The sequence below is a fragment of the Janthinobacterium fluminis genome (genome assembly GCF_028595325.1).
In the GTDB taxonomy this organism is placed as follows: Bacteria; Pseudomonadota; Gammaproteobacteria; order Burkholderiales; family Burkholderiaceae_D; genus Janthinobacterium; species Janthinobacterium fluminis.
Genome location: NZ_JAQQXR010000009.1, coordinates 58,960 through 73,607, shown reverse-complemented (window position 1 = coordinate 73,607; position 14,648 = coordinate 58,960). Strand labels below are relative to the sequence as shown.

General features: G+C 65.9%; 10 protein-coding genes. 8 read left to right on the top strand and 2 right to left on the bottom strand.

The window, feature by feature from the left end:
• Nucleotides 1-217: 217 nt before the first annotated feature.
• A complete protein-coding gene (locus OIK44_RS20255; protein WP_273673391.1) occupies nt 218-466 on the top strand; it encodes a hypothetical protein in 249 nt (82 codons plus the stop codon).
• A gap of 26 nt (nt 467-492) precedes the next feature.
• Here the strand turns inward: OIK44_RS20255 and OIK44_RS20250 are convergent, their stop codons facing one another.
• A complete protein-coding gene (locus OIK44_RS20250) occupies nt 493-2,544 on the bottom strand; it encodes a C1 family peptidase (RefSeq protein ID WP_273673389.1) in 2,052 nt (683 codons plus the stop codon).
• Between the two features lie 218 nt (nt 2,545-2,762).
• Between OIK44_RS20250 and OIK44_RS20245 the strand changes: the two genes are divergently transcribed.
• Both OIK44_RS20245 and OIK44_RS20240 read left to right on the top strand, forming a co-directional pair.
• Nucleotides 2,763-4,715: a TOL_0244 family TonB-dependent receptor gene (locus OIK44_RS20245; RefSeq protein ID WP_273673387.1), complete on the top strand. Its 1,953-nt coding sequence runs from the start codon at nt 2,763-2,765 to the stop codon at nt 4,713-4,715.
• Between the two features lie 108 nt (nt 4,716-4,823).
• Nucleotides 4,824-5,408 (top strand): hypothetical protein, encoded by a 585-nt coding sequence (locus tag OIK44_RS20240; RefSeq protein WP_273673386.1) that lies wholly within the window; start codon nt 4,824-4,826, stop codon nt 5,406-5,408.
• A 12-nt stretch (nt 5,409-5,420) separates the two neighbouring features.
• On the opposite strand, the gene OIK44_RS20235 is transcribed toward OIK44_RS20240, so the two are convergent.
• On the bottom strand, nt 5,421-6,317 hold the full coding sequence (locus OIK44_RS20235) for a DUF72 domain-containing protein (protein ID WP_273673577.1): 897 nt from the start codon (nt 6,315-6,317) through the stop codon (nt 5,421-5,423).
• A gap of 251 nt (nt 6,318-6,568) precedes the next feature.
• On the opposite strand from OIK44_RS20235, the gene prpB reads away from it, so the two are divergent.
• The 5 genes from prpB to OIK44_RS20210 all read left to right on the top strand — a co-directional run bounded on the left by prpB (nt 6,569) and on the right by OIK44_RS20210 (nt 14,558).
• Nucleotides 6,569-7,456 (top strand): methylisocitrate lyase, encoded by an 888-nt coding sequence (gene prpB / locus OIK44_RS20230; RefSeq protein WP_273673385.1) that lies wholly within the window; start codon nt 6,569-6,571, stop codon nt 7,454-7,456.
• Between the two features lie 26 nt (nt 7,457-7,482).
• Entirely contained in the window at nt 7,483-8,637 is a 1,155-nt protein-coding gene (gene prpC, locus OIK44_RS20225; RefSeq protein WP_273673384.1) for a bifunctional 2-methylcitrate synthase/citrate synthase, read from the top strand.
• A 37-nt stretch (nt 8,638-8,674) separates the two neighbouring features.
• Nucleotides 8,675-11,275 (top strand): Fe/S-dependent 2-methylisocitrate dehydratase AcnD, encoded by a 2,601-nt coding sequence (acnD, locus tag OIK44_RS20220; RefSeq protein ID WP_273673382.1) that lies wholly within the window; start codon nt 8,675-8,677, stop codon nt 11,273-11,275.
• Between the two features lie 69 nt (nt 11,276-11,344).
• On the top strand, nt 11,345-12,535 hold the full coding sequence (prpF, locus tag OIK44_RS20215) for a 2-methylaconitate cis-trans isomerase PrpF (RefSeq protein WP_273673381.1): 1,191 nt from the start codon (nt 11,345-11,347) through the stop codon (nt 12,533-12,535).
• A 133-nt stretch (nt 12,536-12,668) separates the two neighbouring features.
• Nucleotides 12,669-14,558, top strand: a complete 1,890-nt coding sequence (locus tag OIK44_RS20210) for a propionate--CoA ligase (RefSeq protein ID WP_273673379.1) — start codon at nt 12,669-12,671, stop codon at nt 14,556-14,558.
• Nucleotides 14,559-14,648 lie beyond the last annotated feature (90 nt).

Genomic DNA, 14,648 nt, shown 5'->3' with positions numbered 1-14,648 from the left:
GTCGCTCGGTATTATAGATGTAAATTCACCTCTGTCATGCCCGATCATGCGGAAAGCGCATATGTGGCGGGCTCAGGTGTATGCCTGGCAAGCATACGCCGGTTCGCGGTCTGCCGCCCCATGGGGGAAACTAAATTGTTTAGCTCTTTTTCGCAGAATCGAATCGTCGTGCGCAAGGCTTCGTGCTAGGATTTCCGTTATTGACTGGGAGGTGTCTATGGATGGCGGTTCAAAGATTCATTACAAAGGCTGGGAAATTGTGCCGCTGGCGGTGCCGACCAGCGACGCGCGCTGGACGGCCAGTTGCGACATCGAGCGCGCCGGCGCCGACGGCGTCGAGGTGTTCGAGGGCGCGACGATGCAGTTTGTGCGCGACCAGGAGGACGACGCCATCGCCGCCGCCTGCGACGAGGCGATCCGCCAGATCGACAACATCATCGCCAACCCGCTGGTGCGCCTGGCTTAGTGTCCTGAGCCGGGCGCAGCACGACGTCAGCGCGCCGGTTTGGTGGCCTGCTCGATCTGCCTGCGCAGGCGCGCGCACTCGCTTTGCGTCGGCTTTGCCAGCGCCGCCGGCGCCGCGTCCAGCGTGCTGCCGGTGATGCGGGCGATGGTGGCGCGCAGCGTCGCGCTGTCGTCGTCGAAGTCGCCGTGGCGGACCGCCTGCGCCGCGTTTTCCTGCCCTGGCGGCGCGGTGTTCGGCGACCTGACCCAGTCAGCCGCGCCGCTGGCGAACAACTGTTCCAGCGCGGCGTCCCGGCGGATGAATTTTTCCATGCCCAGCAGCGGCTCGCCATCCGGGCGCTCCAGAGGTTTGCGGTAGATGCGCTCAAACGCGTTCGACACCAGATAGAGCAAGGACTTGTTGTAGATCCCGGCGCAGTTGTCGTCCTGCTCGGCGCGGTCGGTCAGCGTGAACAGGGCGAGTTTTTTCAGGCCCTGGTCCTGTAGCGCCGGCAAATACGTGTGCCGGAACAGCTCCATGCTGCAGGCCGGCGCCCACAGGGTGCAGCTGGCCACGTCCAGCCCCAGTCCCTTGGCCCGGGTTTTCGCCAGCGGCCCGGCCTTGAAGCGGCCCTTGGTGCACAGGTATTGCAGCAGCGCGGCCTGCAGGACGGCGCCGGCGCTGTGGCTGACCAGGTGGATTTCGACGTCGGCATCGGCGCCGACCAGGCGGGCGATTTCATCGGCCGCAATGCGCGCGCCGCCGCTGGCCGAGCTGGTCGCCATCAGCGCGTTTTCCTTGATTTCGCTCCACACGGCCTTGCCGGTGAAGATGCGCCCGATCGGTTCGAGCAAATCGTCGAGGCGGTCCAGCATGAAATCCTGGCTGGCGTCGAGCATGCCCTCGGGGCGGCGCCGGCGCAGGGCGTCGCTGAGGATGTTGGCCAGCGTGGTCCAGTAGTCGGTGCGCCAGATAAAGGCGAGCGGATAGCATTCGGCCTTGAGCATCGTGCTGCGGTATTCGGCGATGCGTTGCAGGGCCTCGTCCTGTCCCGTCAGGCCGCCGTGCGCATACAGCACCAGGCGCTTCTTGCGCCAGCCGGCGCTGATGCGGGGGAAGTCCTCGCGCAGGATTTGCCGCAGCATCGCGGCCGAGGTGGCGATTTCGCCGTGTTCGTTGAGCTGGCCGTCGTTCTTGAGGGCGATGACGTGGGGCCGGATTTCGCTGTACAGATAGGGTTTGGCGCGCACCGCGCCGACGCCGGCGACGGCCGGTTCTCCGGGGCCGGCCGGCAGCAGCACCGGCGCGCCGAGCCGCGCGACCCAGACGTCGCTGCCGTTGCGCAGCCAGTCGGCATAGGCGATGCGGCCAAAGCCCTGCATGCCCCACGCGGCGCCCCAGGAGTTCTGCACCCAGAAGCCATGTTCGTCGTAGGCGACGATGGCGAAGGCGTGGCCGCCGATGATCGTCGTATCGGCGACGATGACGCCGTCGCCGGCCACCTGCTGCCAGCCTTTGTGCACGCTGGCGCTGGCGTACAGCACGCCGGCTTCGCTGATGGCCGCGTGCATGTCCACCAGGCTCTTGTGGTTGACGCGCAGGTAGGCGCCCAGCGGGCGGGCGGCGGCGTCGCGCACGACGGCATCGCCGAGCACGCCGGCTTTGCCGTCGGCGCGCGCCCACAGCGGCGCCGCGCAGACGCCGTGTTTGTACCAGCCTTTGATGGCGCCACGGCAGCTCGACCCCTCATAGTCGGCGCCGGCCCACTCGTCGTAGCGGCGCGCCATGTCGTAGAGCATGTAGGGGCTGACGTTATCGGCGTTGGCGTCGACGCGGCGCGTGCGCAGCAGATAGTGCGCCACCGTCGCCAGGCCGAAGCCGGTGCAGGCGCCTTCCGTGCCCTGGTCGAGAACAGGCACGCCGGCCTGCCGATACCCTGCCAGCTCGCGCCGCGGCGGTACTTCGACCAGCGTGGCGACATACATGCTGTCGCGGAAGTCGATCGAGTCGGCGCGGGTGGCCAGCTGGCGCGCCTTGCCGGCGGCGTGGATGCGCGGCGCGGCGCCGGTGGGGCGCGCTGTCGGGCGGGGCGTACTCATGTGGTTTCCTTTCGCTCGCTGCATGTTTTGTCAATATTATTATATTGGAAATGTGTCCGGGCCAGACTGTTTCGCCTGCATGATAATTGTTGGTTCGCTGACACTCAGCCGTGGCCCGGCACCCGTTCCCCATCGGTTTTTCTTGCAAATTGTCAAAGACTGACTCATTCTTAAGCGACAGAAAATCCGCTTACCATTTCGAGGCCGCCATCATCGACATGCACCGCAGCGCGCAGCATTTTCCCGCCTGGCGTCCGGCACTGGCCGGCGCCGCGCTCGGTTTGAGCGCGCTGTCGGCGGCGGCCATGGATGCCGACAACTTTGCCGGCATGTCGCTCGAAGAGTTGGGCAACGTCAAAATCACCTCGGTGTCGAAACGGGCCGAACGGCTGGCCGACGCGCCCGCCGCCGTGTTTGTCATCGACGCCGCCGATATCCGCCGCAGCGGCGCGGCCAGCCTGCGCGAAGCCCTGCGCCTGGCGCCCAATCTGCAGGTGAACCAGGTCAGCGCCAGCGGCTACACGGTGAGCGCGCGCGGCTTCGCCGGCAGCGACGGCAACAAGCTGCTGGTGCTGATCGACGGCCGCTCGGTCTACACGCCGCTGTTCGCGGGCGTGTTCTGGGACGCCCAGGACCTTGCGCTGGACGACATCGAGCGCATCGAGGTCATCAGCGGGCCGGGCGGCACGCTGTGGGGCACCAATGCCGTCAACGGCGTCATCAACGTCATCACCCGGCCGGCCCAGGCCACGCAGGGCGGTTTGCTGTCGGCCGGGGCCGGCACGCGCTTGCGCGACGCCAGCGTGCGCTACGGCGGCAGTTTCGGCGGCGACGGCGCCTACCGCGTGTACGCCAAGGCTTTCGACGAGCGCCGCACCGAGAACGCCAGCGGCGCGCCGGTGGACGATGCCTGGCACAAGGCGCAGTTGGGTTTTCGCGCCGACTGGGGGCGCGGCGCCGACCGCTTCAATGTCCAGGGCGACGTCTATCGCGGACTGGAGGGGCAGCCCAAGCCGGGCAGCATCGCGCTGAACGGCCTCAAGCTCGATCTGGGCCGCATCGAGATTGCCGGCGCCAACCTGATGGCGCACTGGAGCCGCGCGCTGGACGGCGGCGCCACCCTCAGCGCGCAGGCGTATTACGACCGCAGCGAACGCACCGTGCCGCCGACCTTCGCCGAAAAGCTCGACATCGTCGATGTGCAGGCGCAGTATCAGTTCGCGCCGCTGGGCCGGCACCAGCTGGTGCTGGGCGGCCAGTACCGCCATGCGCAGGACCACCTGACGAACAGCGTCTATTTTGCTTTTCTGCCCGCCGACGACAGGCAAAGCTGGTCCAGCCTGTTTGTACAGGACGAGGTGCGCTTGACGCCGGCGTTGCGCCTGACGCTGGGGCTGCGCCTGGAACGCAACGGCTACACGGGCATGGAACGGCTGCCCAACGCCCGCCTGGCCTGGAAGCTCGCGCCCGACACGCTGTTGTGGGGCGCCGTCTCGCGCACGGTGCGCGCGCCGTCGCGACTGGACCGCGAGACCTTCGTGCCGGGCAAGCCGCCGTTCCTGCTCAACGGCGGCGCCAATTTCGAGTCGGAGCTGGCCGACGTGTTTGAGCTTGGCTACCGCAGCCAGGTGTCGTCGCGCTTGTCTTTCTCCGTCAATACCTATCGCGCGCTGTACGACCAGTTGCACACGCAGGAGCTGGTGCCGAACCGCCGGCCGATTCAAGTGTATTTCGGCAATGGCATGAAAGGGGCGACCAGTGGCATCGAACTGTGGGGCAGTTTCCAGGCCGCCGCCGACTGGCGCCTCAGCGCCGCCTATACGGCGCTGAAGGAAACGCTGGCGCTGAAACCGGGCAGCATCGATACCGCCGCTTCCGTGAAGAAGGTCGGCCGCGATCCGGCCCACACCTGGTCCTTGCGCTCGTCCTGGCAAATGTCGCGGCACACTGAACTGGACGTGGCGCTGCGCCGCGTGGCCGCCTTGACCGTGCCGGATGTGCCGGCCTACACGGCGCTCGACATGCACTTCGGCTGGACGCCGCGGCCTGATCTGGAACTGTCGATCAGCGGCCAAAACCTGTTCGGACCCGGCCACGGGGAATTCACGGACATCGCCAATCGCAGCCAGCTGGGCCGCACCTTTTTCGTCAAACTGAACAGCCGGTTTTAAGCCTGCAGCCATTTTCGGCGGCAGAAAACGGTATTGCTTGCGCTATGTATAGTCGGCGTCGGACGGGGCGAATTGACAAAGGCCGCCGAGCGGACAATCATAAACGCTATGGAATCGCGCCTATTCGTGCTGGAAGAGGAGCTCACTGCCATCAGGACTGATGTTGCCGTGATTAAGTCGAACTATGCGACAAAAACCGATTTGGCCGAGCTGAAGCATGAGCTGATGCAGGAATTGGACCAACTGCGATTGGCGACAAAAATCGACATGGCAGAGCTGAAGCATGAGCTGCTGCAAAAATTGGACCAACTGCGATTGGCGACGAAGACCGATATGGCCGAGTTGAAGCATGAGCTGATGCGGGAATTGGATCAGTTGCGATTGACGATGAAGACCGATATGGCCGAGTTGCGGCAGGAAATGCATCAAGAGTTACTGAAGACGAACACGGCGTTGGCCGAATTGAGGCAGAGATTTGATGATATCTTGCCGAGTCTGGTAACGAAAGCTGAAATGCACAGTGAGTTCAGCAAGATGCGGACTTGGGTGGTGGGCGTGGCGATTGCCTTGTTTCTGTCGTCGACGAGCACGCAAATCGCCATGTACAACTTGCTCAAGGCGCCATCCGCCGTGGCGCCGCACACGGCCGCCGCGTATCCCGCTTCGCGGCCAACAGTGCCAGTCTTGCGCTAAGCGGGCCTGCGCTCATATGACGAGGGGCGCCAAGCCGTTCGCCAATCCCAGTTTTTCTATCAGGCGCCAGGCGTCGAACGGCGCCTTGACCTTGATGTCGTTATCGAAATAGCAGAATACATCGCGGCTGGCATGCCGCGCCGGCTCGCTGTCGCTGATGCGGCGTGCGTCCGCCGGCTGCGCTCCGGCGTGCCAGAGAGCAATCCGGTCGGCCCAGCGCGCCAACGCCGCGTCGGTATAGCCGCTTGCATACAGTTCCTTGTCGCCGTGCAGGCGCAGATACATGAAGTCCGCCGTCACGTCCGCATAGTCCGGCCATTTTCCCGCCGTGTCCGCCACCACCAGCGCCACATGGTATTTGCGCAGCAGCGCCACGAATGAGGGATCGGCAAAGCTGTCGTGGCGTATCTCCATCGCGTGCCGCAGCGTCCGCTTGCCGTCGATGGCCAGCTCGCTGCGGCCGAGCATGCGTGGATCGCAATGGCGGGCCAGTAGCAGCGCTTGCTCGCTGTCCTGGGGCAGCAGCCGGAAAAAATGTTCGACCAGTTCGGCGTCGTAGCGGAAGCTGGGCGGGAATTGCCACAGGAAAGGCCCAAGCTTTTCGCGCAACTTGAGTACGCCGGACGCAAACACATTGGCCAGCGGCACTTCGACGTTGCGCAGGCGCTGGATGTGGGTGATGAAGCGGTTGCCCTTGTGGCTGAAGATGAAATCGGCCGGCGTCGCCGCGTACCAAGCGGCATAGCTGTGCGGCCGCTGCAGGGCGTAAAACGAGCCGTTGATCTCGATTGTCGGCAGCGCCCGCGAGGCGTATTCCAGTTCGTGCGCCTGCTTCAGCCCCCGCGGATAGAACACGCCCCGCCACGGCGGGTAGCGCCAACCGGAAATGCCGATGTAGATGTTGCCCATGTGTTGCCCGAACTGTTTCATGAAACGTTTTTGTGTTTCAATGTGAAACACACATTGAAACGTTTTTCATGAAACATTTTTTTGATGAAAATTGATCCATCTTGATGATTGTGGAATTAAGTCTTTGATTATGAAGTAAATTCGGCAAGGATCGGCGCACGCCAGCGCGGCGCGGGGCGAGGTGGCACGGTGCTTGCAATATCCTATTCAATTCTCATCCACGCAACACAATGCAACCATAAGGTGAAGACATGAGCCAAACCTCCGCAGGCGCCGCATTTCGCAAGGCCGTGCAAGAAGAATCCCCGCTGCAAGTGGTCGGGGCGATCAACGCGAACCACGCCTTGCTGGCGAAACGGGCCGGTTTCAAGGCCATCTACCTGTCCGGCGGCGGCGTCGCCGCCGGCTCGCTCGGCCTGCCCGACCTGGGTATTTCGAACCTGGACGACGTATTGACCGACGTGCGCCGCATCACCGACGTGTGCGACCTGCCGCTGCTGGTCGACGCCGACACCGGCTTCGGCGCGTCCGCCTTCAATGTCGCCCGCACCGTCAAGTCGATGATCAAGGCTGGCGCCGCCGCGTTGCATATCGAAGACCAGGTCGGCGCCAAGCGCTGCGGCCACCGGCCGGGCAAGGAAATCGTCGGCAAGCAGGAGATGGTCGACCGCATCAAGGCCGCCGTCGACGCCCGCACCGACGCGCAGTTCGTCATCATGGCGCGCACCGATGCGCTCGCCGTCGAGGGCCTCGATGCGGCGCTGGAGCGCGCCATCGCCTGCGTCGAAGCGGGCGCCGACATGATTTTCCCGGAAGCCATCACCGACCTGGCGATGTACGCGCAGTTCGCCAAGGCCGTCAAGGTGCCGGTGCTGGCCAACATCACCGAGTTCGGCGCGACGCCGCTGTTCACCACCGAGGAGTTGCGGGGCGCCGACGTCGGCCTGGTGCTGTATCCGCTGTCGGCCTTCCGCGCGATGAACAAGGCGGCCGAGAACGTCTATACGGCGATCCGCCGCGACGGCACGCAGCAACACGTCGTCGACACCATGCAGACGCGTATGGAACTGTATGAGCGCATCAACTATCACACCTTCGAGCAAAAGCTCGACGCGCTGTTCGCGGCGCAGAAAAAGTAATTTATCTATTTCCTTGGGAGAGCAACATGAGTGTACAAGCAGCCGCAGGCTTCAAACCTAAAAAATCCGTCGCCCTGTCCGGCGTGACCGCCGGTAACACGGCGCTGTGCTCGGTCGGCAAGACCGGCAACGATTTGCACTACCGCGGCTATGACATCCTGGACGTCGCCGACAGCTGCGAGTTCGAGGAAATCGCCTACCTGCTGGTACACGGCAAGCTGCCGAGCGCGGCCGAGTTGAAGGGCTACAAGGCCAAGCTGAAGTCGCTGCGCGGCTTGCCGCTGTCCGTCAAGGCGGCGCTGGAGGCGCTGCCGGCCGCGTCCCACCCGATGGACGTGATGCGCACCGGCGTGTCGGTGCTCGGCTGCGCGCTGCCGGAAAAGGACGACCACAACGCGCCGGGCGCGCGCGACATCGCCGACCGTCTGATGGCCTCGTTCGGCTCGATGCTGCTGTACTGGTATCACTTCAGCCACAACGGCAAGCGCATCGACGTGGAAACGGACGACGACTCGATCGGCGGCCACTTCCTGCACCTGCTGCACGGCGCGAAGCCGCCGGCGTCGTGGGAAAAGGCCATGCACACCTCGCTGATCCTGTACGCCGAGCACGAGTTCAACGCCTCCACCTTCACCAGCCGCGTCATCGCCGGCACCGGCTCCGACATCCACTCGGCCATCACGGGCGCGATCGGCGCGCTGCGCGGTCCGAAGCACGGCGGCGCCAACGAGGCGGCGTTCGAGATCCAGAAACGCTATGAGAACGCCGACGAGGCCGAAGCCGACATCAAGGAGCGCGTCGCCAACAAGGAGGTGGTGATCGGCTTCGGCCATCCCGTCTACACGATCTCCGACCCGCGCAACAAGGTCATCAAGGAGGTGGCGCGCGAACTGTCGCAGGAAGCCGGTTCGATGAAGATGTTCGACATCGCCGAGCGCCTGGAAACGGTGATGTGGGACATCAAGAAGATGTTCCCCAACCTGGACTGGTTCTCGGCCGTGTCCTACCATATGATGGGCGTGCCGACGGCGATGTTCACGCCGCTGTTCGTGATTTCGCGCACCTCCGGCTGGGCCGCCCACATCATCGAGCAACGCATCGACAACAAGATCATCCGTCCGAGCGCCAATTACGTGGGGCCGGAAGATCTGCAGTTCGTGCCCATTTCCGAGCGCAAGTAAAGCCTTCCCCGCACCTCACCCTTTACGTTACGACGCCATGAACCTCTTAAACCGCAAACCCCTGCCGGGCACCCAGCTCGATTACTTCGACGCGCGCGGCGCCGTCGACGCGATCGCGCCAGGCGCCTACGACAAGCTGCCCTACACCTCGCGCGTGCTGGCCGAGAATCTGGTGCGCCGCTGCGACCCGGCCACGCTGGACGCATCGCTGAGCCAGCTCATCGAGCGGCGCCGCGACCTCGACTTCCCCTGGTTCCCGGCCCGCGTCGTCTGCCACGACATCCTCGGCCAGACCGCGCTGGTCGACCTCGCCGGCCTGCGCGACGCCATCGCCGCCCAGGGCGGCGACCCGGCCCTGGTCAACCCGGTCGTGCCGACGCAACTGGTGGTGGACCACTCGCTGGCCGTCGAGTGCGGCGGCTTCGACGCCGACGCCTTCGACAAGAACCGCGCCATCGAAGAGCGCCGCAACGAAGACCGCTTCGACTTCATCAACTGGACCAAGAAGGCGTTCAAGAACGTCGACGTGATCCCGCCGGGCAACGGCATCCTGCACCAGATCAACCTCGAACGCATGTCGCCGGTGGTGCAGACGGCCGGCGGCGTGGCCTTCCCGGACACGCTGGTCGGCACCGACTCGCACACGCCGATGGTGGACGCGCTGGGCGTGATCGCCGTCGGCGTGGGCGGCCTGGAAGCGGAAAGCGTGATGCTGGGCCGCGCCTCCTGGATGCGCCTGCCGGACATCATCGGCGTCGAGCTGAGCGGCAAGCCGCAGCCGGGCATCACGGCCACCGACACGGTGCTGGCGCTGACCGAGTTCCTGCGCAAGCAAAAGGTGGTGTCGTCCTACCTGGAGTTTTACGGCGAGGGCGCGGCCCACCTGACGCTGGGCGACCGCGCCACCATTTCGAATATGGCGCCGGAGTACGGCTCCACCGCCGCGATGTTCTATATCGACGAGCAGACCATCAAGTACCTGAAGCTCACCGGCCGCGATGACGAGCTGGTCAAGCTGGTGGAACTCTACGCCCGCCGCACGGGGCTGTGGGCCGACAGCCTGAAGGGCGCCGAGTACGAGCGCGTGCTGAGCTTCGACTTGTCCACCGTGGTGCGCACCATCGCCGGCCCCTCCAATCCGCACAACCGCGTGCCGACCTCGGAGCTGGCCGCGCGCGGCATCAGCGGCAAGGTCGAGAACGAGCCGGGCCGCATGCCGGACGGCGCCGTCATCATCGCCGCCATCACCAGTTGCACCAACACCAACAACCCGCGCAATATGGTCGCCGCCGGCCTGCTGGCGCGCAACGCCAACCGGCGCGGCCTGAGCCGCAAGCCCTGGGTGAAAAGCTCGCTGGCGCCCGGTTCCAAGACGGTGACGCTGTATCTGGAGGAGGCCGGCCTGCTGCCGGAGTTGGAGCAACTGGGCTTCGGCGTGGTGGCGTATGCCTGCACCTCGTGCAACGGCATGTCCGGCGCGCTCGACCCGGTGATCCAGCAAGAGGTGGTGGCGCGCGACCTGTACGCCACCGCCGTGCTTTCCGGTAACCGCAACTTCGACGGCCGCATCCACCCCTACGCCAAGCAGGCTTTCCTGGCTTCGCCGCCGCTGGTGGTGGCCTACGCGATCGCCGGCACGATCCGCTTCGACATCGAAAAGGACGTGCTCGGCATCGACGCCGACGGCCATCCGGTGACGCTGAAGGACATCTGGCCGTCCGACGCGGAAATCGACGCGATTGTCGCCGCCAGCGTCAAGCCTGAGCAGTTCCGCAAGGTCTACATTCCGATGTTCGCCCGGCAGGAAGACGATGGCGAGAAGGTCAGCCCGCTGTACGACTGGCGCCCGCAAACCACCTATATCCGCCGTCCGCCGTACTGGGAGGGCGCGCTGGCCGGCGCCCGGCCGCTGAAGGGCATGCGGCCGCTGGCCGTGCTGGGCGACAACATCACCACCGACCACCTGTCGCCGTCGAACGCCATCATGCTCGACAGCGCCGCCGGCGAGTACCTGGCGAAGATGGGCCTGCCGGAGGAGGACTTCAACTCCTACGCGACGCACCGGGGCGACCACTTGACGGCCCAGCGCGCCACCTTCGCCAACCCGACGCTGAAAAATGAAATGGTGCGCGAGGACGGCAAGGTCAAGGCCGGCTCGCTGGCCCGCGTCGAACCGGAGGGCAAGGTGACGCGCATGTGGGAAGCCATCGAAACCTATATGGCCCGCAAGCAGCCGCTGATCATCATCGCCGGGGCCGACTACGGCCAGGGTTCCTCGCGCGACTGGGCCGCCAAGGGCGTGCGCCTGGCCGGCGTCGAAGCCATCGCGGCCGAAGGGTTCGAGCGCATCCACCGCACCAATCTGGTCGGCATGGGCGTGCTGCCGCTGGAGTTCATGCCGGGCGTGAACCGCCTCACCCTGCAGATCGACGGCAGTGAAACCTTCGACGTGCTGGGCGAGCGGGCGCCGCGCGCCACGCTGACGCTGGTCATCCACCGCAAGAGCGGCGAACGGCTCGACGTGCCCGTGATCTGCCGCCTCGACACGGCCGAAGAGGTGTCGATCTACGAAGCGGGCGGCGTGCTGCAGCGCTTCGCCCAGGACTTCCTGGCGTCGACCGCGGCCAAGGCCGCCTAACAGCGCCCATCCGGCGCAATGCCGGACGCCGCGGCGACGCGGCGTCCGGCCTTTCCAGGAACTTATTCCATGGCCCATATTCCGCAAATCAAAATTCCCGCCACCTATATGCGCGGCGGCACCAGCAAGGGCGTGTTCTTCCGCCTGCAGGATTTACCGGCGGCCGCGCAGCAGCCGGGCGCGGCGCGCGACGCGCTGCTGTTGCGCGTCATCGGCAGCCCCGACCCCTACGGCAAGCAGATCGACGGCATGGGCGGCGCCACGTCCAGCACCAGCAAGACGGTGATCCTGTCCGCCAGCAAACAGCCCGGCCATGACGTCGACTACCTGTTCGGCCAGGTGGCCATCGACAAGGCCTTCGTCGACTGGAGCGGCAACTGCGGCAACCTGTCCGCCGCCGTCGGCTCCTTCGCCGTCAGCGCCGGCCTCGTCGACGCCGGCCGCGTGCCGCACGACGGCGTGGCCGTGGTGCGCATCTGGCAGGCGAACATCGGCAAGACCATCATCGCGCACGTGCCGATCAGCAATGGCGCCGTGCAGGAAACCGGCGACTTCGAGCTGGACGGCGTGACCTTCCCGGCCGCCGAAGTGAAGCTGGAGTTCATCGACCCGGCGGCCGAGGAGGAGGGCGCGGGCGGCGCCATGTTCCCCACCGGGCGGCTGGTCGACGAGCTGGACGTCCCCGGCATCGGCGTGCTGAAGGTCACCATGATCAATGCCGGCATCCCCACCATCTTCGTCGACGCCGCGGCGATCGGCTACACCGGCACCGAGCTGCAGGACGCCATCAACCTCGATCCCCAGGCGCTGGCGAGGTTCGAGGCCATCCGCGCGCACGGCGCGCTGCGCATGGGCCTGATCGGACACGTCGACGAGGCGGCCAAGCGCCAGCATACGCCGAAGGTCGCCTTCGTCGCCGCGCCGGCCGCCTACATCGCGTCGAGCGGCAAGCCGGTCGCGGCGGGCGACGTCGACCTGCTGGTGCGCGCCATGTCGATGGGCAAGCTGCATCACGCGATGATGGGCACGGCCGCCGTCGCCATCGGCACCGCCGCGGCCATCCCCGGCACCCTGGTGAACCTGGCCGCCGGCGGCGGGCCGCGCCAGGCGGTGCGTTTCGGCCACCCCTCCGGCACCTTGCGGGTCGGCGCCGAGGCCAGCGAGGCCGGCGGCGCATGGCGCGTGACCAAGGCCGTCATGAGCCGCAGCGCCCGGGTGCTGATGGAGGGCTGGGTGCGCGTGCCCGGCGACGCGTTCTGACGTTCCGCATCGGCACAGGCGCGCAAGCGGAAGCCGTTCGCGGCGTTCCGCCGCTGTCCGCACGTGCAGCTTCCGGCGCCGCCATCGGGAGGTGTCGCGCCGGCCCTTGATTTGCAAAAATATCGGAGGAGACATGAATTTCGCTGACTTCCATCGGCATTCGATCGACGCGCCTGAACAGTTCTGGCAAGAAGAATCGAAGCTGATCGACTGGAACACCCCGTTTTCGCAAGTGCTCGACTACTCCCGACCGCCGTTCGCCAAATGGTTCGTCAATGGCAGGACCAATCTGTGCCACAACGCGGTCGACCGCTGGGCCGCCAGCGCCGGCCAGCGCGCCGCGCTGATCGCCATCTCCACCGAAACCAATACCGAAAAAACCTATTCCTTCACCGAGCTGCAGGCCGAAGTCGAGCGCTGCGCCGCCGTCATGCTGGCGCTGGGCGTCGGCCGGGGCGACCGCGTGTTGATCTACATGCCGATGATCGCCGAGGCCGCCTTTGCGATGCTGGCCTGCGCGCGCATCGGCGCCATCCACTCGGTGGTGTTCGGCGGTTTCGCCGCCAACAGCCTGGCCAGCCGTATCGACGACGCCAAGCCGGTGCTGGTGGTCGCGGCCGACGCCGGCTCGCGCAACGGCAAGGCGATCCCCTACAAGCTGCTGCTGGACGAAGCCATCGAGCTGTCCACCGCCAAGCCGGCGAAGGTGCTGCTGGTCGACCGCGGCCTGGCGCCGATGGCCCTGGTGGCCGGGCGCGACGTCGACTACGCGACCCTGCGCGCGCGGCACATGGACGCGCGCGTGCCGGTGACCTGGCTGGAGTCGAACGAGGCCTCGTATATCTTGTACACCTCGGGCACCACCGGCAAGCCGAAGGGCGTGCAGCGCGACGTCGGCGGCTACGCGGTGGCGCTGGCCGCGTCGATGAAGTACAACTTCTGCGGCAAGCCGGGCGAGACTTTTTTCGCCACCTCCGACATCGGCTGGGTGGTCGGCCATTCCTATATTGTCTACGGCCCCTTGATCGCCGGCATGGCGACCATCATGTACGAGGGCTTGCCGACCTGCCCGGACGCCGGCATCTGGTGGAGCATCGTCGAGAAGTACCGCGTCGCGCGCATGTTTTCCGCGCCGACGGCGATTCGCGTGTTGCGCAAGCAGCCGCCCGAGTTCATGCGCAAGTACGAGCTGTCCTCGCTGCAGGCCCTGTACCTGGCCGGCGAGCCGCTCGACGAAACCACGTCGCAGTGGATTGCCGCCGAGCTGGGCGTGCCCGTCATCGACAATTACTGGCAGACGGAAACCGGCTGGCCCATCCTGTCCATCGCCAAGGGCATCGAGGACAAGGCCACCCGGCTGGGCAGCCCCGGCGTGGCCATGTACGGCTACAAGGTGAAGTTGCTGAACGAGTCGAGCGGCGCGGAGTGCGGCGCCAACGAGAAAGGCGTGCTGGTCATCGACGGCCCGCTGCCGCCGGGCTGCATGCAGACCGTGTACGGCGACGATGCCCGCTTCGTCGACACCTACTGGTCCACCTTCAGCGGCATGCAGGTGTATTCGACCTTCGACTGGGGCGTGCGCGACGCCGACGGTTACTACTTCATCCTGGGCCGCACCGACGACGTCATCAACGTCGCCGGCCACCGCCTCGGCACGCGCGAAATCGAGGAGAGTATTTCCAGCCACGCCAATGTGTCCGAGGTGGCCGTGGTCGGCGTCGAGGACAAGCTCAAGGGGCAGGTGGCGGTGGCCTTCGCCATCCTCAAGCATGCGCAGCAGGCCGCCACGCCGGAGGGGCGGCTGGCGCTGGAGCGCGACATCATGGGCGTGGTCGACCACCAACTGGGCGCGGTGGCGCGGCCGGCCCGCGTGTACTTCGTCGCGCAATTGCCGAAGACGCGCTCGGGCAAGTTGCTGCGCCGCTCGATCCAGGCGGTCTGCGAGGGGCGCAGTCCGGGCGACCTGAGCGCCATCGACGATCCGGCGTCGTTGCAGCAGATTAAGAGCGCGCTGGACGCTTGACGGGCATGTAAACAGGCGGGGGCGCGGCCCCTGTCCGTCCCTGCCTGCGTCTTGCAGGTTTTCGCTTTTTTATTGGTCCGCGTAAGGGGC